This is a genomic window from Bradyrhizobium sp. Kon10, from assembly GCF_055807395.1.
This window is the reverse complement of sequence record NZ_JBVVOZ010000002.1, coordinates 206,871-226,200: the sequence shown is the minus strand read 5'-3', so window position 1 is coordinate 226,200 and position 19,330 is coordinate 206,871. Positions and strand designations below refer to the sequence as shown.

Below are 19,330 nucleotides of genomic sequence, written 5' to 3'. Positions count from 1 at the left end.
CTGCATCACACGTCGAAGAACACCGTCTCCTTGTCGCCCTGCAAGTGCAGGTCGAGGCGATAGACCGGCTTGCCGGCCTCGCGCGTCGCGATGATGGTGGCGCGGCGATCGGCGGGCACCAGCGCCAGCACGGGATCGGCGGCGTTGCCGGCCTCGTCGCTGAAATGGATGCGGGTATAGAGATGCCGCAGCATGCCGCGCCCGAACACCGCAAGGACGATGTGCGGCGCCTGCGGCTTGCCATCGGGATCCGGCACCGCGCCGGGCTTGATGGTCTCGAAGGCATAGTGGCCATCCTTGTCGGTGCCGCTGCGAGCGAAGCCGCGGAAGCTGGCGTTCGGTAGCGCGCGCTTGTCCTGCGGATCGGCGTAGCGGCCCTGGGCATCCGCCTGCCAGATCTCCAGCATGGCGTCCGGCACGGCGACGCCGTCGCCGTCGAACACGCGGCCTTCGATGCGAACGCGATCGCCGGAGACGTCAGGCGTCAGCGTCGAGTTGGTGAACGCGTCGTTCCAGGCGTACTCGCCGTTCGGCGTCAGGCCATATTTGAAGAACGGACCGACGGTCTGCGATGGTGTGATCCCGTTGTCCTTCACGTTGTCCTCCACGTTCTCCTGCACGTTACCTGGTCTCCATGGGGGTGGCGTTCTTGCCGCGCAGCACAACGTCGAAGCGATAGCACAGCGCCCATTCGGGCTTGGTGTTCTCGAGATCGAACGACGACACCATCCGCATCCGCGCCTTCTCGTCCGGCACCGAGTTGAAGATCGGATCGAACGGGAACAAGGGATCGCCCGGGAAATACATCTGCGTCACCAGCCGCGTGACGAAGGAATAGCCAAACACCGAAAGATGGATGTGGGCCGGCCGCCAAGCGTTGTGATGATTGCCCCAGGGGTAAGCGCCGGGTTTGATGGTGACGAAGCGGTAGTAACCCGAGGCATCGCTTTGCGTGCGGCCCGCCCCGGTGAAGTTCGGATCGAGCGGCGCCGGATGCTGGTCGCGGACATGGACGTAGCGACCGCAGGCATTGGCCTGCCAGATCTCGACCAGCGAGTTCGGCACGCCGCGGCCGTCCTCGTCGCGGACATGGCCGTGCACGATGATGCGCTCGCCGAGCGGCTCGCCGCTGTGCTGGGTGGTGAGGTCATTGTCGCCCTCGCGCACGGTCTCATGACCGTAGACCGGACCGGTCAGTTCCGACAGCGTGTGGCGCATCGGGATCAACGGCTTGTGCGGCGCGCGCTTGATTGAGCTCTTGTATTCGGGCGACAGCGGCAGCGGATGTGCTTTGTTGCTGTCGACGGGATAGATGAATGTCATTTGGCGAACTCCTCCCCGGCCATATTTTGGTCCAGCCGGTCAACACTTCCGCCAATCATTATAGAATATAACTAATCTAGGGAAGTGAGTTTAGCAGGCCTCTAGCGTGCCCGGCATCCCGCATGGACACCTTATTTGATGGGCGGCCTTGGCAGCACGGCCTCTCCGGCCTCGAGCCGATAGGTGTGGTCGAGCGAATACCAGGGCGTCGAAACGTCCGGCGCGGTTGGATGTGCCGTCGCATGGCGCACGAACTTGCCGATCAGCGCTTGTGTCACGCCGAACTGCACGTCGCTGTCGATATGGGGGTCATTGGGATCGTAGACCTGCGAGATCAGCACCTTGAATCCCGGCTTGAAGATCAGGGCGTGCAGATGCGCGGGGCGATAGGGGTGCCGACTTTGCGCCTTCAGCAGTCGGCCGACGGCACCGTCGGTTGGAATGGGGTAGCCGACCATCATCACCGAGCGAAAGGCGAAGCGCCCGTCGGCATCGGTCGTGAACTTGCCGCGCAGGTTCATGTCGGCCTGCTCGGGGTCCTGGTTCTCATAGAGCCCGACCGGCGAGGCGTGCCAGACATCGACCTCGGCACCGGCGACGGGGCGGCCGTCTTTGTCCATGACACGGCCGCTGACGAACAGCGGCGCGCCAGGCGTTTCGGAGCGGACGATCGATCCGCCATTCTCCACCCGCGGCGAGTTCAGCCGCCAGAAAGGTCCGAGCAGCGACTGATCTGTTTCGGTATTGCCTTGATCGCCGTTGTTGAGCAAGCAGACCAACGGCGAGACGCCGAGCGAACCCGCCATCAGCACAACTTCGTTATGGGTATCGGTGGTCAGCTTGCCGAGTTCGGCGATAACAGCGGTAGCGTCGCGGAATTCCTTCTCGGTCAGGCGTACGTCGCGGACGAAGCCGTGCAGATGCTTGACCAGCGAGATCATGATCTGCCGCATCCGCGGATCGGACGTCCGCTCCATCACGGCCAGAGCGGCGGCCGTGACGTCCTGCTCGCGCTCGATGATCATGGCGCTCTCTCCCCCTGTCGTTCCGGGGCAGCCCGACAGGGCTGAACCGGGAATCTCGAGATCCCGGATTCCGCGCTAACGAGCGGCTCCGGGATGACGAGACGCTGCGCGTCTCGTCAATTCAGCTTCTCGATCGCAACGGCCACACCCTGGCCGACGCCGACGCACATGGTGGCGAGCGCGAGCTTGCCACCGCGCTTTTCCATGCCGTGGACCGCGGTGAGCGCCAGGCGCGCGCCGCTCATGCCGAGCGGATGGCCCAGCGCGATGGCACCACCATGCGGATTGACGAAATCCGCATCATCGGCGACGCCGAGTTGGCGCATGCAGGCGATGCCCTGCGAGGCGAAGGCTTCATTGAGCTCGATCAGGTCGAAATCGCTGATCTTCTTGCCGAGACGCTCCATCAGCTTGCGGGTCGCCGGCACCGGGCCGATGCCCATGATGCGCGGCGGCACGCCGGCCGAGGCAAGCCCGAGGATGCGCGCGCGGGGCGTAAGACCATGCTTCTTCACCGCGGCTTCCGACGCCAGGATCATCGCGGCCGCGCCGTCATTGACGCCCGAGGCGTTGCCGGCGGTGACCGTGCCGGGATTGCGCACGATCGGCTTCAGTTTCGTGAGGGCTTCCAGCGTGGTCTCGGGGCGCGGATGCTCGTCCTTGTCCACAATGGTCGGACCGACCTTGCCGCCGGGAATGGTGATCGGAATGATCTCTTCGGCGAAATAACCAGCCGCGATCGCGGCGCCCGCGCGCTGCTGCGAGCGAATGGCGAAGGCATCCTGGTCGGCGCGAGAGACCTGGAATTCCTCGGCGACATTCTCGCCCGTCTCCGGCATGGCGTCGACGCCGTATTGCGCCTTCAGGAGCGGATTGATGAAACGCCAGCCGATGGTGGTGTCAAAGATCTCGGCCGAGCGTGAAAACGCTTCCTGCGCCTTGCCCATCACGAAGGGCGCGCGCGTCATGGATTCGACGCCGCCGGCAATCGCAAGCTCGATCTCGCCGGAGCGGATGGCACGGCCGGCCGCACCGACCGCGTCGAGACCGGAGGCGCAGAGCCGGTTCAGGGTCTGGCCGGGAACCGAATCCGGCAGCCCCGCGAGCAGCAGCGCCATGCGCGCGACGTTGCGATTGTCCTCGCCGGCCTGGTTGGCGCAGCCGAAGAAGACCTCGTCGACCTGCGCCCAGTCGAGGTTCGGGTGCTTGGCCATCAGCGCCTTGATCGGAGCAGCGGCGAGGTCGTCGGCGCGCACCTTGGCAAGGGAGCCGCCGAAACGGCCGATCGGGGTCCGCACGGCATCGCAGATAAAGACGTCACGCATGGCTGTTCTCCCAAAATGCCGCGGTCCGGCCAAAATTCTTCAATGTCGTCGGAGTTTTAGGAGGGCGCCCGCGGCAGGTCAATTGACGGTTTCGCGTGCGATTTGCACGGGCCCGCCGACTGCAGCGCATGCCGCGGTGCGGACAACGTGGAAAACCTCCCCTGCCCGGCCAAACCGATAGGAGCACCGGAGGAAATTTTGTAGGTTGCGCCGCCCATGACGATGCAACAGCCGATTTCCGTACCGCCGCCCGACGAAGCGCCCGCCCCGCAGGCCGAAGCCGCTGCGCGCGTCACGCCGATGATGGAACAATATCTGGAGATCAAGGCCGCGCATCCGGGCCTGCTGCTGTTCTATCGGATGGGCGATTTTTACGAGCTGTTCTTCGAGGACGCCGAGATCGCCTCCAAAACCTTGGGCATCGTGCTGACCAAGCGCGGCAAGCATCAGGGCGCGGATATCCCGATGTGCGGCGTGCCGGTCGAGCGCTCCGAGGATTATCTGCATCGCCTCATCAGCGCCGGCCACCGCGTGGCGGTGTGCGAGCAGACCGAGGATCCCGCCGCCGCCAAGGCGCGCGGCAACAAGAGCGTGGTGCGCCGCGGCGTGGTGCGGCTGGTGACGCCGGGCACGCTGACCGAGGACACGCTGCTCGATGCGCGCGCCAACAACTATCTGCTGGCGATCGCGCGCGCCCGTTCCTCCTCAGGCGGCGACCGCTTTGGCCTTGCCTGGATCGACATCTCGACCGCCGAATTCGTCGTGCTGGAATGCAACGGCGCCGAGCTCGCCGCGACGCTGGCACGCATCAACCCGAACGAGGCGATCGTCGCCGACGCGCTCTACAATGACAGCGAGCTCGGCCCGACGTTGCGCGAGCTACCGGCGCTGACGCCGCTGACCCGCGACGTCTTCGACGGCGCCACTGCCGAGAAGCGCCTCTGCGACTATTTCGCGGTCGCGACCATGGACGGGCTCGCGCAGTTGACCCGCCTCGAAGCAACCGCGGCCGCCGCGGCCGTCACTTATGTCGATCGCACCCAGGTCGGCAAGCATCCACCGCTGTCGCCGCCCGCGCGCGAGACCTCGGGCGCGACCATGGCGATCGACCCCGCCACGCGCGCCAATCTTGAACTGACGCGGACACTCGCAGGCGAACGCCGCGGCTCGCTGCTCGATGCGATCGACTGCACGGTGACATCGGCCGGCTCGCGCCTGCTGGCGCAACGTCTGGCGGCACCGTTGACCGACGCGGCGGCGATTGCGCGACGGCTCGACGCGGTCAGCGCCTTCGTTGCAGACTCGGCGGCGCGCGAGGACATTCGCAGCATCCTGCGCGGCGCGCCCGACCTGTCGCGCGCGCTGGCGCGGCTCTCGGTCGGCCGCGGCGGCCCGCGCGACCTTGCCGCTCTTCGCGACGGCATCCTCGCCGCCGACCAGGCGCTGGCACGGCTTGGCGAGCTGGATCAGCCGCCGCACGAAATCGCCGCGGTGACGGCGGCACTGCAGCGTCCCTCGCGGGAACTCGCGGTGGAATTTGCCAGTGCGCTCGACGAACAACTCCCGCTGATCAAGCGCGATGGCGGCTTCGTGCGCCAGGGCTACGAGCCCGCGCTCGACGAAACGCGCAACCTGCGCGACGCCTCGCGGCTGGTGGTCGCATCGATGCAGGCCCGCTACGCCGACAGCACGGGCGTGAAGGGCCTCAAGATCCGTCACAACAACGTGCTCGGCTATTTCGTCGAGGTCACCGCGCAACACGGCGACAAGCTGATGTCGCCGCCGCTGAACGCGACCTTCATCCATCGCCAGACGCTGGCGGGTCAGGTGCGGTTCACCACCTCCGAGCTTGGCGAGATCGAGGCCAAGATCGCCAATGCCGGCGACCGCGCGCTCGGACTCGAGCTCGAGATTTTTGAGCGGCTTGCCGTCAAGGCGCTGGCGGTCAGCGACGATTTGCGCGCTGCCGCGCATGCTTTCGCGCTGCTCGATGTCGCAACGGCACTGGCAAAACTCGCCGTCGACGAGAATTATGTAAGGCCCGAAGTCGACGACTCGCTCGGCTTTGCGATCGAGGCCGGCCGCCATCCCGTGGTCGAGCAGGCATTGAAGCGCAATGGCGAACCGTTCATTGCCAACGCCTCCGACCTCTCACCGGCGCCGGGGCAAAAGTCCGGCCAGCTTTGGTTGATTACCGGTCCGAACATGGCCGGTAAATCGACCTTCCTGCGCCAGAACGCGCTGATTGCGTTGCTGGCGCAGATCGGCTCTTTCGTGCCGGCCTCGCGCGCGCGGATCGGCGTCATCGACCGGCTGTTTTCGCGCGTCGGCGCCGCCGACGACCTCGCCCGCGGACGCTCGACCTTCATGGTGGAGATGGTCGAGACCGCTGCGATCCTCAATCAGGCCGGCGAGCGCGCGCTCGTGATCCTCGACGAGATCGGGCGCGGCACGGCCACCTTCGACGGCCTTTCGATCGCCTGGGCCGCAATCGAGCATCTGCACGAAAGCAACCGCTGCCGCACTCTGTTCGCCACGCATTACCATGAACTCACCGCGCTGTCCGCCAAGCTGCCACGCATGTTCAACGCCACGGTGCGGGTGAAGGAATGGCAGGGCAATGTCGTGTTCCTGCACGAGGTGCTGCCTGGCTCGGCCGACCGCTCCTACGGCATCCAGGTCGCCAAGCTTGCAGGCCTGCCGCCGGCCGTGATCGCACGCGCGAAATCCGTGCTGGCAAAATTAGAGGCGCAGGACCGCGGCCAGACCGCGCGCGCACTCGCCGACGATCTGCCGTTGTTCGCCGTGCCTTCGCGCGCCGCCGCGGAACGCGCGCCGCCGAGCGAGGCCGAACTGCTAATCGAGGCCGTGAAGGCGCTGCATCCGGACGAGATGTCGCCACGCGAGGCGCTCGATGCGCTGTATGCGTTGAAGGCAAAACTGCCGAAACAATGACGGTGCGCAGGGTGGGCAAAGCGCAGCGTGCCCACCACGCAATACGGCGTTCACGGAGAGATGGTGGGCACGGCGCGCAAAGTGCGCGCGCCTTTGCCCACCCCAGGGTTCTGCCGTTCTTGCCTACGCCCTCGCCGCAATCGCGGCCGCTTCGGCTGCCGCGCGCTGCATGCTGGTCGACATCTCGTTCGTCACCGTGCTCTGCTCCTCGATTGCGGCGGCGGTCGAGGTCACATATTCGCTGACATTGTTGATCGCCTGCTTGATCGAACCGAGCGCGCTGACGACGTCGCCGGAGATGCCGTTAAGGCTGCCGATCTCCGCGCCGATCTTGTCGGTGGCCTGCTTGGCCTGGTTGGCGAGGCTCTTCACCTCCGAGGCGACCACCGCGAAACCGCGACCGGCTTCCCCCGCGCGCGCCGATTCGATCGTGGCGTTGAGTGCCAGCAGGTTGATCTGTCCGGTGATGTTGTTGATCAGCTCGACGATGCCGCTCATCGCCTGCGCGGCTTCGGTAAGGCGCTGCGCCTGGGCGTCTGCGGTGGCGACCTGGTCCACCGCGCTCATCGCGGTCTCGCGCGATTTGGTCATCGCTTCGGAAATCTCCCGCACCGAGGCATTCAATTCCTCCGAACCGGCGGCGACCGATTCCATCATGCCGCGGACGCGTTCGTTGCCCATGCGGACCAGCACTTGCTTGGTGGTGTCGGTCGCATATTTCACGACCTTGAACGGCTTGCCATTGAGGTCGAGGATCGGGTTGTAGGAGGCCTGGATGTAGATCTCCTTGCCGCCCTTGCCGATGCGCTTGTATTCGGCCGCCTGATACTGACCGCGGTTGAGCGCGGCCCAGAACTCGCTATAGGCCGTCCCCTCGCGCTCCGACGGCTCGACGAACATGCTGTGATGCTTGCCCTGGACCTCGGCCAGCGAATAGCCGAGCGCGCCGAGGAAGTTCGGGTTCGCGGTGAGGATGGTGCCGTCCATGTTGAACTCGATCACGGCCTGGGCCTTGTCGATCGCCGCGATCTGGCCGGCGAGATCGGCGTTCTTCAGCTTCTCCGCCGTAACGTCGGTGGCGAACTTGAGGACGCCGAACGGCTTGCCGTTCTCGTCGAGCAGCGGATTGTAGGAGGCGAGAATCCAGACCTCGCGGCCGCGCTTGCCGATGCGTTTGAACTCGCCGGCCTGGTATTCGCCGCGGTTGAGCTTGGCCCAGAACTCGCGATAGGCCGCGCCGTCGCGCTCGGCCTGGGGCACGAACAGGCTGTGATGCTTACCCTGGATCTCGGTCAGCGAATAGCCGAGCGCGTTGCAGAAATTCTCGTTGGCGGTGACAACGGTGCCGTCGAGCTTGAACTCGATCACGGCCTGGGCCCGGCTGATGGCGGCGATCTTCGACGCGTCCGTCATGCTCCGGATCCTCTTCTCGGTGATGTCGGTTGCAATCTTTGCGACCATCACCGTCTTGCCGTCGCCGTCGAGCACCGGATTGTAGGATGCTTCGATCCAGACCTCACGGCCGCCCTTCGCGATCCGCTTGAACTCGCGCGCCTGATACTCGCCACGGTTCAATGCAGCCCAGAACGCCTTGTACTCGGCGCTGTCGCGCTGATCGGTCGGCATGAACATGGCATGCTTCTTTCCCTTGATCTCGTCGAGGGAGTAGCCGAGAGCGTTCAAGAAATTCTGGTTGGCGTTCAGGATCGTGCCATCAATGGCAAACTCGATCATGGCCTGCGAGCGGCCGATGGCTGCGAGCTTAGCATCCGCATCGTTGCGGGACTTGAGACCAAACATCAACGAATCTCCAAGTTTCAAATAGGCCGATAGCACATGCTCATCGGGAATCTGCGCGGCAACGCGTGCCGAATTCCAATCGACAACTCCCGCGGGCAAAATTCGCACTGATGAAACCCGAGACGGGTACGCAAGATAGTTCGGACCGGGAAAACTCGAATAAAGTTCTAACGGATTTTTAGGGATCGGCAGACACAAACGGGCAACTTAGCGCTGCACGAACGTCCGCTTGCACGCGGCCGCGGCGATCTCGTTATTTGAAATGAGATTTGTCATTCAACGTGTTGCCGCGATGCGCGCGCTGTTGGCGCGAGCAGGTTTCGCCGGAGATGCCGTTCGCGAGTCGGTATCGCGCATATCCGTAGTGTCACGGTGCTTGCCGCGCCTTGCGCATTGCAGGCAGCCCAAGCCCCCATAGCGTCAGATTCCAGACCACGCAGGTGCTGAGGGCCACAGACAAACCAATGGCAGAGCCGAACGACGCCGCCCCAACGTGCAGCACCGCGATTGCCATGCCGAATCCGAGCAGGCCCCAAGCGGAATTGGCGAGCACGGCGGCAGTCGGCGGACCGCCGATGCGCGGATGCAGGATCACCATGATACTGGTGAAGACGACCGGGTACAGCGCGATAATGCCGCTGATGCGGGGACCGACCCAGCCCGAGGTCGAAACGACGATGGCGACAAGCGTTGCGACCAGCGCGGCCCGCATCGGAATGTCATACCAGCGGCGGGTCACGGGCGGCATCTTCACGTGGCGATAGCGCGCGAGCAGCGGAATACAGATGCCGAACGCGACCAGATTGGCGGCGAGCCCTGCGGTGAGCGGCCAATCGAACTGGCGGATGATCGAGGCGAGCACGATCCAGACTGCGACAGCGCTTCCGCAACTCATGGCAAGGCTGCGCCGCTGGGCCAGCACGACATAGGTCAGGCACATGAAGATCGTCGCGGCATTGACCGGCAGGCTCGACAGCGCGCCTCGCGCGATGAAGGCAGCGTCATGGTCGAGCGCGAGAAAGACATAGGAGGGACCGGCCGAGACCGGGAGGGTCGCCACCAGCGCGCCGATCGCCGGGCCGGAGCGCTCCGTGATGATCGACGCCGACACCACGAAAGCCGCCGCGATGGCCATGCGCAGAAGGAGGAAAAGGATGAAGTGGAGCTCGAGGGACATTTTTTTCTTCGTCGTCCTGGACAAGCGAACGAAGTGAGCGCCGATCCAGGACCCATAACCACAGGCTTCGCTGTGTTGGAGGGTCGTAGTCGCCGGTCTCGCAACACAATCGGCGTTGGGGGGGTAATTGGTCCTGGCTTTCGCCAGGACGACACCGATTGTTGGACTGCGGTCCGCGCCTCACATCCGCTGCATCGACACCGAGACCTTCGGGCCGTTCTTGATGGTCTGGTAGACCACGCAATAGCGCTCCGTGAGCTTGAGCAGCAGATCGAGCTTGTCCTGCGGCGCATCGGTATCGACCTCGAAGCGCAGCCGGATCTCGGCGAAGCCAACCGGGGTCTCCTTGTCGACGCCGAGCGTGCCGCGGAAATCGAGATCGCCTTCGGCGTAGACATTGCCGGTCTTGAGCGGCACCTCGATCGCGGTCGCGACCGATTTCAGCGTGACACCGGCACAGGCAACCAGCGCCTCCAGCAGCATGTCGCCGGAACAAAGCTCGAGGCCGGAGCCGCCGGTCGCCGGATGCAGGCCAGCCATCGCGATGGCCCGTCCGGTCTCGACCTTGCAGGCGATGCCTTCGCTGTCGATCGAGCCCTTGGCCTTCAGCGTGATCATCGCGGTCTTGGGATCGGTCTTGTAACGCTCCTTGATCGGAGCCTGCATCTGGCGCAGTTCAGCGGCGTCCATCTTGTTCTCTCCCGGAAATTATCCCTCGATGTACCGGCTCAGAGAGACGTTGTCACCACCACATGGCCTGACCGGGACCCTGGGTTGCGTCACGGTCGGGCACGTTGCGGTCGAGCGAACGGTCGAGTGACGTCAGCACGCTGCGCTTGAAATTCTCGAACAGCGGCGAATTGCGATCGCGGGGCCGCCCCAGATTGATGTCGATCTGGTCGAACAACCGGCCCGGCCGAGGCCGCATCACCAGCACGCGATCGGCCAGCACCACCGCCTCGTCGACATCATGCGTGACCAGAACCAACGTCGGCCGCGTATCGGCCCAGAGGTCGAGCAGATGATCCTGGAGGTCGCGGCGGGTGAAGGCATCGAGCGCGGAGAACGGTTCGTCGAGCAGCAGCACCTCCGGCTGCGGCACCAGTGCGCGTGCGATCGCAACACGCTGGGCCTGCCCGCCGGAGAGTTCGCGCGGCCAGGCTTGCGCCTTGTCGGCGAGCCCGACGCGGGCCAGCGCGCGCGCCACTTTCTCGCGCCGTTCAGTCGAAGGCAGGTCGGCGAGGCCGAAGCCGATATTGTCGGCAACGCTGAGCCAGGGCAAAAGCCGCGGCTCCTGGAAAATGATACCGATCTTGGCGTGCGGCGCGGCGATCCTCTCGTTGTCGAGCGTCACCGTACCCGAACTTGCGCGATCGAGGCCGGCGACGGCGCGCAGCAGCGTGGACTTGCCGCACCCGGAGCCGCCGATGATGGCGACGATCTCACCTTGCCTGATCTGTGAGGAGAAGCGCGCCAGCGCCTGCACGCCGTTGGGATAGGTCTTGCTGACCCGGTCGAGCGCGAGCATCGCTCAGGTCCCCTTCGCGCGGCCGAAGGCATCCTGCCAACGGAGGAAGGGTGCTGCCGCAAGCTCGATCAGCCAGTCCGTGAGCTTGCCGAGGATCGCGAAGATCACGATCGCGGCGAGGATCTGCGCCGGCTTGCCGAGCTGCTGGCCGTCGAGCAGGAGATAGCCGAGGCCCTCGGAGGCACCGATCAATTCGGCCGCCACCACGAACATCCAGCCCAGTCCCAGGCCGACTCGCAGGGAGACAACATAGGCCGGCAGCACGGCGGGCAGCAGGATGCGGCGGATCATCGCGGGCCCGGACAGGCGAAACGTGCGGCCGACTTCGACGATTTTGCGATCGACGCTGAGGATCGCGCCCATCACGCCGAGATACACCGGGAAGAACACGCCGGCCGCAATCAGCGCGATCTTCGACGTCTCGAAGATGCCGAGCCACAGAATGAACAGCGGCACCCAGGCGAGCGAGGGGATCGCGCGCAGCGCCTGCACGGTCGGATCAAGCAGCCGTCGCGCCAGCGACCAATAGCCGGAGACGGCGCCGAGCACCGTGCCTGCCAGGACGCCGAACGCAAAGCCAAGACCGACGCGCCACAGCGTCGCGGCGATGTGGCGGATCAGCTCCCCAGAGCGGGCGAGATCGGCGATGGTGGCGAAGACGCGCGATGGCGGCGGCACCAGCCGGCCATTGGACCAGCCGAGCCGGACCACGAGTTCCCAGCCGAGCGCCAGCGTCAGCGGCAACAGCAGTCCCAGCATCGGTCGCGCATAGCGTGACAGCCGCGAGGGCGCGCCCGAGTTCTCGGCCGGTTCCGAGGATTGCTGCAGGACTGGCGCGTCGGAGCTCATGGCCGGTAGGAAGCGCGTCTTATCAGGGAATGCAAGGGCGCGCCGGCGATCTCCGCCGCCGTCCCGGACAAGCGCAGCGAAGCGGAGCGTCGATCCGGGACCCATAGCCACAGGGAGATGTGGATACGGGGACTCGGAGTGACCGCCTTTTCGCCAAACTACTCCCTGGGAGTATGGGTCCCGGCCTTCGCCGGGACGACACCTAATTTGCCGCGCGATTGCCGAACTAATTCGTCGGCAGCGGCACCTGGTCGTCGATCAAGGCATCCAGCGTCGCCTTCACATCGACCTTGGCGTCGACGACGCCGGCCTGCTGCAAGGCGAGGCCCGCGGCGAGGATCGACTCGCGCTGCGGCGCGCCGATGCGGCTGTGGGTGAGCTCGGTGCGCTCCTTGAGCTGCTTGTCGACGACGGCGTCGGGCAGCTTGGTCACGGCGATGAAGGTCTTCTTGAGATCATCGTAATTCGCCAGCGAATATTTTCGCGCGTCCTCGTAGGTCGCAAGCACGCGGCGGACGATATCCGGATAGTCCTTCAGGAACTGCTCGCGCACATTGAGGATGCCCCAGGTGTTGGCGTCGGCGTTGCGGTAGAACAGCTTTGCGCCCTCTTCGACCTCGGCCTGCGCCATCATCGGATCGAGACCGGCCCAGGCATCGACGTCGCCGCGGATCAGCGCGGTCTTGCCGTCGGCGTGCTGGAGCAGCACCGGCGTGATGTCCTTCTCGGTCAGGCCGGCGCCGAGCAGCGCGCGCACCAGGAAGATGTGCGGATCGGTGCCGCGCGTCACCGCGACGCGCTTGCCCTTAAGGTCTGCGACGCTTGCGATCTTGGAATCCCTGCCGGTAACCAGCGCGGTCCATTCGGGACGCGAATAGACATAGATCGACTTGATCGGGTTGCCGTTGATGCGCGCGACCAGCGCCGCCGAGCCTGCGGTCGAGCCGAAATCGATCGAACCGGCGTTGAGGAATTCGAGCGCCTTGTTGGAGCCGGCAGACTGCACCCAGGTGATGGTGATGCCGTCCTTGGCGAACTCCTTCTCCAGCAGCCCCTTCTGCTTCAGGACCAGCGACACCGGGTTGTAGGTCGCCCAGTCGATGCGGATCTCCTTCAGCGGCTCCGCCGCCCGTCCCGCAGGGGCCACAGCGAGCGCCACCGCTCCCGCCAGCAGAATGCGTCGTGAAATCTTGATCATGCCCAGACCCTCCAAAACTTCATTGTTTTTCAATGAGTTATGTCTAGAGGTCAACGAGAAAATCCCACCCTTGAAAGCGCACCGCCTGAGAACAACTTTGCCCAAAGCCGGGCTTTCGAGCATGGAACGACTATTGCCAGAGAATGGCGGGTGACAGCGCCTGTCGCCTCTTATATCCGGTGAGACATGGACAGCGTCACGACTGAGCACAAGCGAGAGGTGGATGATCGCTTCGACACGTCGCGGATCACCGCCGCGGTCGATGCGCTTGCCGGAAAGCATCAAGGGCGCGAGGACGCGTTCCGCACGGCCATGGCGCAACTGCTCAAGGCCGAACTGATGGCCTCGCGCGAGGCGGCGCAGGCGATCCTGCTCAAAGATCGTCACGGCCGGCGCTGCGCCGAGCGGCTGTGTCATGTGCAGGACGAGATCATCCGCATTCTATATTCGGCGGCGACCCGTCACCTCTATCGCTCACCGATCCCGAGCGGCGCCGAACGGATGGCGGTGGTCGCGACTGGCGGCTATGGCCGCGGCCTGATGGCACCGGAATCCGACATCGATCTCCTGTTCATCCTGCCCTACAAACAGACCGCCTGGGGCGAGCAGGTCGCTGAAGCGATCCTCTATTGCCTCTGGGATATGGGGCTGAAGGTCGGTCACGCCACGCGCTCGGTCGATGAATCGATCCGGCAGGCGCGCGGCGACATGACCATCCGCACCGCGATCCTGGAGACGCGCTTTCTCACCGGCGATCAACCGCTCTATGACGAGCTGGTCGCGCGTTTCGACAAGGAAGTGGTGCAGGGCACCGCGTCCGAGTTCGTCACCGCAAAGCTCGCCGAGCGCGAGGAGCGGCATCGCCGCGGCGGCCAGTCGCGCTATCTGGTCGAACCCAACGTCAAGGACGGCAAGGGCGCCTTGCGCGACCTGCACACGCTGTTCTGGATCGCGAAATACGTCTACCGCGTCCGCGACACCGACGAGCTGGCCGAGCGCGGCGTGTTCGACGCACAGGAATACCGCACCTTCCGCCGCTGCGCCGATTTCCTCTGGTCGGTGCGCTGCAATCTGCATTTCTATTCCGGCCGCGCCGAAGAACGCCTGTCATTCGACCTGCAGCGCGAGATCGCGGTCCGGCTCGGCTACACCTCGCATCCCGGCATGCAGGATGTCGAGCGCTTCATGAAACACTACTTCCTGGTCGCCAAGGAAGTCGGCAACCTCACCGCCATTCTCTGCGCCAAGCTCGAGGACCAGCAGGCCAAGCCCGCGCCGGTCTTGAGCCGGATGATGGCGCGGCTGCGTCCCACCGCCGCGAAGCGCCGCGTGCCCGATAGCGACGACTTCATCGTCGACAACAACCGCATCAACATCGGCGCGCCCGACGTGTTCAAGCACGATCCGGTCAATCTGATCCGCATCTTTCGTCTCGCGCAGAAGAACAACCTCGCCTTCCATCCGGATGCGATGCGCAGCGTGACGCGCTCGCTCGCCCTGATCAACGCCCAGCTTCGCGAGAACCCCGAGGCCAACCGGCTGTTCATGGAGATCCTGACCTCCGACAACGCCGAGATCGTGCTGCGGCGGATGAACGAGACCGGCGTGCTCGGCCATTTCATCCGCGCCTTCGGCAAGATCGTCTCGATGATGCAGTTCAACATGTATCATCACTACACCGTCGACGAGCATTTGATCCGCTGCGTCGGCTTCCTGCAGGACATCGAGCGCGGCGGCAACGAGGAGTTCACGCTTGCGAGCGATCTGATGCGCAAGATCCGACCCGAGCACCGTTCGGTGATCTACATCGTGACGCTGCTGCACGACATCGCCAAGGGCCGGCCTGAGGATCATTCGATCGCCGGCGCCAAGGTGGCGCGACGGCTCTGTCCGCGGCTCGGCTTCAGCGCGGCCGACACCGAGCTCGTGGCCTGGCTGATCGAGGAGCATCTGACGATGTCGACGGTCGCGCAGTCGCGCGACCTGTCCGATCGCAAGACCATCGAGAATTTCGCCGCCGTGGTGCAGTCGGTCGAGCAGATGAAGCTGCTGACGATTCTGACCACCGCCGATATTCGCGGCGTCGGCCCCGGCGTGTGGAACGGCTGGAAGGCGCAGCTCCTGCGCTCTCTGTATTACGAGACCGAGCCGGTCTTGACCGGCGGCTTCTCGGAAGTCGACCGGGGAAAACGCCTGGTGGCCGCGCACGCCGAATTCCGCATGGCCTTTGCCGAATGGCCGAGCGACGAACTCGATGCCTATATCGGCCGGCACTATCCAGCCTACTGGCTCAAGGTCGAATTGCCGCGAAAGATCCGCCACGCCCGCTTCGTGCGATCGAGCGAGCAGGCCGGCCATAAGCTCGCGATCAATGTCGGCTTCGACGAGGTGCGCGGCGTCACCGAGCTGACGATCTTCGCGGCCGACCATCCCTGGCTACTTTCGATCATTGCAGGCGCCTGCGCCTCGGCCGGCGCCAACATCGTCGATGCGCAGATCTACACCACGACCGACGGCCGCGCGCTCGACACGATCTCGATCTCCCGCGAGTACGACCGCGACGAGGACGAGGGCCGCCGCGCCACCCGCATCGGCGAGATGATCGAGGACGTACTCGAAGGCAAGCTGCGCCTCCCCGAGGTGGTGGCGCGACGTACCGTGCGCAGCAAGGCACGGCCCTTCGTGATCGAGCCGGAAGTGACCATCAACAACCAATGGTCCGATCGCTACACCGTGATCGAGATGTCCGGCCTCGACCGTCCCGGCCTGCTCTATGAGCTCACCACCGCGATCTCGAAGCTCAACCTCAACATTGCGTCGGCGCATGTCGCGACCTTCGGCGAACGCGCCCGCGACGTGTTTTACGTCACCGACCTGCTCGGCGCGCAGATCAACGCGCCGACGCGACAGGCCGCGATCAAGAGCGCGCTGACCCACGTGATGGCGGGTGAGAAGGTGGTTGCGCCGGCGGCGTGACGACCGCGTTGGGCACGACGCCTTCAAACCTCCACCCCCTCGTGCCGCAGCAGCCAGCGCTTGCGCTCCAGACCGCCGCCATATTTCACCAGCGAACCATTTGCACCGATCAGGCGATGGCAAGGCAGCACGACGCTGATCGGATTGGAGCCGTTGGCATGGCCGACGGCGCGAACCGCCTTGGGCATGTCGAGCCTCGCGGCGAGCGCGCCATAGCTCAGTGTGGTGCCGGCGGGGATTCGCGCAAGCGCGGTCCAGACCTTTTGCTGGAAGGGTGTCCCGGCGACACGCCATGGGATCGACGAGAGCTGCGCAAGGTCGCCCGCGAAGTAATCTGATAGCGCCGCCTTCATCGCGGCGGGCGCGGCTCGCTGGCGCAGATCCACCGGGCCGCACTGCAGCCGCAGCAACTCGCGCATCCGGTGCTCGTAGTCCTCCCAGTCAAGCGCGCGCAGCGCGCCGTCGGCATCGGTGACGAGCAACGCGGTCCCGATCGGCGTGGCCAGCCGATCAAGGCCAAAGCTCTCTGACGGACGCGCTGATCGATCGGCCATTGCCACACCATTGCGTTGAAACACACGTCGCACTTGCCATGGCGGCCGTGCTACCGTCCACCCGAAAGCTGATGCTTTTGGGGGAGCTCAACTTGAGTCTGATCGCCAATGTCCTGGTGGCGCTGGTCGCCGCACTGCACGCCTATTTCCTGGTCCTGGAGATGTTTCTCTGGGACAAGCCGCTGGGATTGAAGACATTCCGCAACACGCCGGAGAAGGCCGAGATCACGAAAGTGCTGGCCGGCAACCAGGGGCTCTATAATGGCTTCCTCGCCGCCGGCCTGGTCTGGGGCTTGTTGCATGGCAATCCGGCCTTCGCGTTCCAGATCAAGGCGTTCTTCCTGATCTGCGTGATCGTAGCCGGCGCTTATGGCGCGGCGACCGTCAGCACACGCATCCTGATCGTGCAGGCAGCGCCGGCCGCGATTGCGCTGCTTGCACTTCTCCTGACCTGAAACACTACCGGGCCGCGCAGCGATCCTAGCGCTGCGCCCACCCTTCCTCCACACGGCCCGGAAATTCCGTGAGGAGGAAACGGCACCGCGCCGTTCCCACCGTCCACGGTTAACCGCTACCAAAAGCCAGCATGCGCCGACCTTGCGTTGCACAAACGGTTCCTCCACTATCCGCAGCGAGCGATGGCGCAACAGGACCATCGACGAGACCAAAGGGAGATAAATGCAGATGAGGAACGGGCTTTTGCATCTGGTCACGGGGACCGCGCTCGCGTTGGCGCTGTCGGTTTCGTCAGCCAGTGCCCAGAAGAAATACGACCCCGGCGCCAGCGATACCGAGATCAAGATCGGCCAGACCAATCCGTTCAGCGGGCCCGCCTCTGCCTACGCCACCATCGGCAAGACGCAGGCCGCCTACATGAAGATGATCAACGATCAGGGCGGCGTGAATGGCCGCAAGATCAACCTGGTGCAGTATGACGACGCCTACAGCCCGCCTAAAGCGGTCGAGCAGGTCCGCAAGCTGGTCGAGAGCGATGAGGTGCTGCTGACCTTCCAGCTTCTCGGCACGCCGTCGAACGCGGCTGTGCAGAAATATCTGAACGCCAAGAAGGTGCCGCAGCTGTTCGCCGCCACGGGCGCCTCCAAATTCACCGATCCCAAGAACTTCCCGTGGACGATGGGGTTCAATCCCAACTACTTCGTCGAAGGCCGTATCTACGGCCAGTACATCATCAAGAACTACCCAGCCGCCAAGATCGGAATCCTTTATCAGAACGACGACCTCGGCAAAGACTATCTGAACGGCATCAAGGCCGGCCTCGGCGACAAGGCCTCCAGCATGATCGTGGCGGAGGCTTCCTACGAGGTGTCGGATCCAACCGTCGATTCTCAGGTTCTCAGGATCAAGGATGCCGGCGCGGACCTGTTCTTCAGCGCGACGACGCCGAAGCAGGCCGCGCAGGCGATCAAGAAGATCGCCGAGCTCGGCTGGCATCCGGTGCAGATCCTCGACATCAATGCTACGTCAGTCGGCGCTGTGATGAAGCCCGCGGGGCTCGAAGCTTCCAAGGGCGTGATCAGCGTCAACTATGGCAAGGATCCTCTCGACCCGACATGGAAGGACGATCCGGGCATGAAGAAGTATTTCGAGTTCATGGCGAAGTACTATCCTGAGGGCGACAAGGACTCGAGCTTCAACAGCTACGGCTATTCGACTTCGCAGTTGATGATCTACGTGCTCCAGAAGTGCGGCGACAATCTGACCCGCGAGAACGTCATGAATGTAGCGACCCACCTGAAGAATGTTGAGCTCGATTTGTCGCTGCCCGGCATTGTCGCCAACACCACGCCGGACGACTATCGCGTCAACAAGCAGCTTCAGATGATGAAGTTCAACGGCGAACGCTGGGAGCTGTTCGGCCCGATCCTGGAGGATGCGGGTCCGGCGGGTTAGTTATCGAACACAACTGCCTCAACGACGTCATGCCCGGGCTTGTCCCGGGCATCTACGTTCTTGGAGAGACAAAGCAAGGCGTGGATGGCCGGGTCAGGCCCGGCCATGACGGTGGCGAGAGAATCGCCACACACCATTCAACTTGGTACCTCGCCGAAGTTCTTGCCCACCGGTAGCACCGCGTGCCGGATCAGCCGCGAATCCTCCACCGCGGCCTGGCGATGCTTCACCGCTTCGCGATAGACGGGGTCGCGGATCATCTCGACGAAGGCGGCGACGCTTGGGTATTCGGCGATGAAGCAATGGTCCCAGCGCTCGGTTTCGGGGCCGATCAGCATCAGCTCGAATTTGCCCTGCCAGATAATGCGGCCGCCCAGCCGCTCGAACACCGGGCCGCTCTCGCGGCCATAGACGGCATAGGCTTCCGCGCCGCTGGCCTTGCGGCCGTCCGGATAGGCGGCCTGTTTGCGCAGCCGCACCAGATTGAGCATCTGGATCGGACCCGGGCGGTCGTTGTCCCGGAATTGCGCGAAAATCTCCTTGGTCGGATCGATGTGGCCCATGCGAGTTCCCTCTGCTTTTCTGCCGGAAATCCTAGCTCCGTCACCAGGCCAGCGAAACTGCGGCGGATGAATGCCGCACCTCCTAATCGCGCGTTAAGCTCTGGGTAACCGGGCCTTAAACAGCCCCCGCTAGCGTGCGGCGGGGC

Annotated in this window: 16 protein-coding genes; 4 read left to right on the top strand and 12 right to left on the bottom strand. The window is 64.4% G+C overall.

Going from position 1 to position 19,330, the window contains the following annotated elements:
• Nucleotides 1-5: 5 nt before the first annotated feature.
• The 4 genes from pcaG to pcaF form a co-directional block, all read right to left on the bottom strand.
• On the bottom strand, nucleotides 6-608 hold the full coding sequence (gene pcaG / locus AC0L2O_RS04090) for a protocatechuate 3,4-dioxygenase subunit alpha (protein ID WP_473368957.1): 603 nt from the start codon (nucleotides 606-608) through the stop codon (nucleotides 6-8).
• 13 nt (nucleotides 609-621) lie between these two features.
• On the bottom strand, nucleotides 622-1,323 hold the full coding sequence (gene pcaH, locus AC0L2O_RS04085; protein ID WP_369720408.1) for a protocatechuate 3,4-dioxygenase subunit beta: 702 nt from the start codon (nucleotides 1,321-1,323) through the stop codon (nucleotides 622-624).
• 131 nt (nucleotides 1,324-1,454) lie between these two features.
• Nucleotides 1,455-2,348: a dioxygenase family protein gene (locus AC0L2O_RS04080; RefSeq protein WP_369720407.1), complete on the bottom strand. Its 894-nt coding sequence runs from the start codon at nucleotides 2,346-2,348 to the stop codon at nucleotides 1,455-1,457.
• Nucleotides 2,349-2,464: 116 nt separating this feature from the next.
• On the bottom strand, nucleotides 2,465-3,673 hold the full coding sequence (gene pcaF / locus AC0L2O_RS04075) for a 3-oxoadipyl-CoA thiolase (protein WP_369720406.1): 1,209 nt from the start codon (nucleotides 3,671-3,673) through the stop codon (nucleotides 2,465-2,467).
• A 216-nt stretch (nucleotides 3,674-3,889) separates the two neighbouring features.
• On the opposite strand from pcaF, the gene mutS reads away from it, so the two are divergent.
• On the top strand, nucleotides 3,890-6,628 hold the full coding sequence (gene mutS, locus AC0L2O_RS04070) for a DNA mismatch repair protein MutS (RefSeq protein WP_473368797.1): 2,739 nt from the start codon (nucleotides 3,890-3,892) through the stop codon (nucleotides 6,626-6,628).
• Between the two features lie 123 nt (nucleotides 6,629-6,751).
• On the opposite strand, the gene AC0L2O_RS04065 is transcribed toward mutS, so the two are convergent.
• From AC0L2O_RS04065 to AC0L2O_RS04040, 6 genes are all read right to left on the bottom strand, one after another.
• Nucleotides 6,752-8,428 (bottom strand): methyl-accepting chemotaxis protein, encoded by a 1,677-nt coding sequence (locus AC0L2O_RS04065; RefSeq protein WP_473368796.1) that lies wholly within the window; start codon nucleotides 8,426-8,428, stop codon nucleotides 6,752-6,754.
• A gap of 367 nt (nucleotides 8,429-8,795) precedes the next feature.
• Nucleotides 8,796-9,605 (bottom strand): hypothetical protein, encoded by an 810-nt coding sequence (locus tag AC0L2O_RS04060; protein WP_369720404.1) that lies wholly within the window; start codon nucleotides 9,603-9,605, stop codon nucleotides 8,796-8,798.
• A 180-nt stretch (nucleotides 9,606-9,785) separates the two neighbouring features.
• Nucleotides 9,786-10,295: an OsmC family protein gene (locus AC0L2O_RS04055; protein ID WP_369720403.1), complete on the bottom strand. Its 510-nt coding sequence runs from the start codon at nucleotides 10,293-10,295 to the stop codon at nucleotides 9,786-9,788.
• A 52-nt stretch (nucleotides 10,296-10,347) separates the two neighbouring features.
• Nucleotides 10,348-11,133, bottom strand: a complete 786-nt coding sequence (locus AC0L2O_RS04050; protein ID WP_473368795.1) for an ABC transporter ATP-binding protein — start codon at nucleotides 11,131-11,133, stop codon at nucleotides 10,348-10,350.
• A gap of 3 nt (nucleotides 11,134-11,136) precedes the next feature.
• Nucleotides 11,137-11,982 (bottom strand): ABC transporter permease, encoded by an 846-nt coding sequence (locus AC0L2O_RS04045; protein WP_473368794.1) that lies wholly within the window; start codon nucleotides 11,980-11,982, stop codon nucleotides 11,137-11,139.
• 226 nt (nucleotides 11,983-12,208) lie between these two features.
• On the bottom strand, nucleotides 12,209-13,180 hold the full coding sequence (locus tag AC0L2O_RS04040) for an aliphatic sulfonate ABC transporter substrate-binding protein (RefSeq protein WP_473368793.1): 972 nt from the start codon (nucleotides 13,178-13,180) through the stop codon (nucleotides 12,209-12,211).
• A gap of 186 nt (nucleotides 13,181-13,366) precedes the next feature.
• Between AC0L2O_RS04040 and AC0L2O_RS04035 the strand changes: the two genes are divergently transcribed.
• On the top strand, nucleotides 13,367-16,156 hold the full coding sequence (locus AC0L2O_RS04035; protein WP_369726595.1) for a [protein-PII] uridylyltransferase: 2,790 nt from the start codon (nucleotides 13,367-13,369) through the stop codon (nucleotides 16,154-16,156).
• Between the two features lie 23 nt (nucleotides 16,157-16,179).
• Here the strand turns inward: AC0L2O_RS04035 and AC0L2O_RS04030 are convergent, their stop codons facing one another.
• Nucleotides 16,180-16,710 carry a methylated-DNA--[protein]-cysteine S-methyltransferase gene (locus AC0L2O_RS04030; RefSeq protein WP_473368792.1) on the bottom strand — a complete coding sequence of 177 codons (531 nt, stop codon included), beginning with the start codon at nucleotides 16,708-16,710 and terminating at the stop codon, nucleotides 16,180-16,182.
• Nucleotides 16,711-16,748: 38 nt separating this feature from the next.
• Between AC0L2O_RS04030 and AC0L2O_RS04025 the strand changes: the two genes are divergently transcribed.
• Entirely contained in the window at nucleotides 16,749-17,165 is a 417-nt protein-coding gene (locus tag AC0L2O_RS04025) for a DUF1304 domain-containing protein (protein WP_473368791.1), read from the top strand.
• A gap of 229 nt (nucleotides 17,166-17,394) precedes the next feature.
• Nucleotides 17,395-18,621, top strand: coding sequence for an ABC transporter substrate-binding protein (locus tag AC0L2O_RS04020; protein WP_473368956.1), 1,227 nt, complete (start codon nucleotides 17,395-17,397; stop codon nucleotides 18,619-18,621).
• A gap of 137 nt (nucleotides 18,622-18,758) precedes the next feature.
• Here the strand turns inward: AC0L2O_RS04020 and AC0L2O_RS04015 are convergent, their stop codons facing one another.
• Complete coding sequence (locus tag AC0L2O_RS04015; protein ID WP_473368790.1) at nucleotides 18,759-19,184, bottom strand: DUF1330 domain-containing protein; 426 nt, start codon at nucleotides 19,182-19,184, stop codon at nucleotides 18,759-18,761.
• Between the last annotated feature and the right edge of the window lie 146 nt (nucleotides 19,185-19,330).

Bases quoted from the DNA above. Each gene is read 5' to 3' on its own strand.
- pcaH (WP_369720408.1), bottom strand. From the start codon at position 1,323: ATGACATTCATCTATCCCGTCGACAGCAACAAAGCACATCCGCTGCCG.
- AC0L2O_RS04080 (WP_369720407.1), bottom strand. From the start codon at position 2,348: ATGATCATCGAGCGCGAGCAGGACGTCACGGCCGCCGCTCTGGCCGTG.
- pcaF (WP_369720406.1), bottom strand. From the start codon at position 3,673: ATGCGTGACGTCTTTATCTGCGATGCCGTGCGGACCCCGATCGGCCGT.
- mutS (WP_473368797.1), top strand. From the start codon at position 3,890: ATGACGATGCAACAGCCGATTTCCGTACCGCCGCCCGACGAAGCGCCC.
- AC0L2O_RS04065 (WP_473368796.1), bottom strand. From the start codon at position 8,428: ATGTTTGGTCTCAAGTCCCGCAACGATGCGGATGCTAAGCTCGCAGCC.
- AC0L2O_RS04060 (WP_369720404.1), bottom strand. From the start codon at position 9,605: ATGTCCCTCGAGCTCCACTTCATCCTTTTCCTCCTTCTGCGCATGGCC.
- AC0L2O_RS04055 (WP_369720403.1), bottom strand. From the start codon at position 10,295: ATGGACGCCGCTGAACTGCGCCAGATGCAGGCTCCGATCAAGGAGCGT.
- AC0L2O_RS04050 (WP_473368795.1), bottom strand. From the start codon at position 11,133: ATGCTCGCGCTCGACCGGGTCAGCAAGACCTATCCCAACGGCGTGCAG.
- AC0L2O_RS04045 (WP_473368794.1), bottom strand. From the start codon at position 11,982: ATGAGCTCCGACGCGCCAGTCCTGCAGCAATCCTCGGAACCGGCCGAG.
- AC0L2O_RS04040 (WP_473368793.1), bottom strand. From the start codon at position 13,180: ATGATCAAGATTTCACGACGCATTCTGCTGGCGGGAGCGGTGGCGCTC.
- AC0L2O_RS04035 (WP_369726595.1), top strand. From the start codon at position 13,367: ATGGACAGCGTCACGACTGAGCACAAGCGAGAGGTGGATGATCGCTTC.
- AC0L2O_RS04030 (WP_473368792.1), bottom strand. From the start codon at position 16,710: ATGGCCGATCGATCAGCGCGTCCGTCAGAGAGCTTTGGCCTTGATCGG.
- AC0L2O_RS04025 (WP_473368791.1), top strand. From the start codon at position 16,749: ATGGCGGCCGTGCTACCGTCCACCCGAAAGCTGATGCTTTTGGGGGAG.
- AC0L2O_RS04020 (WP_473368956.1), top strand. From the start codon at position 17,395: ATGAGGAACGGGCTTTTGCATCTGGTCACGGGGACCGCGCTCGCGTTG.
- AC0L2O_RS04015 (WP_473368790.1), bottom strand. From the start codon at position 19,184: ATGGGCCACATCGATCCGACCAAGGAGATTTTCGCGCAATTCCGGGAC.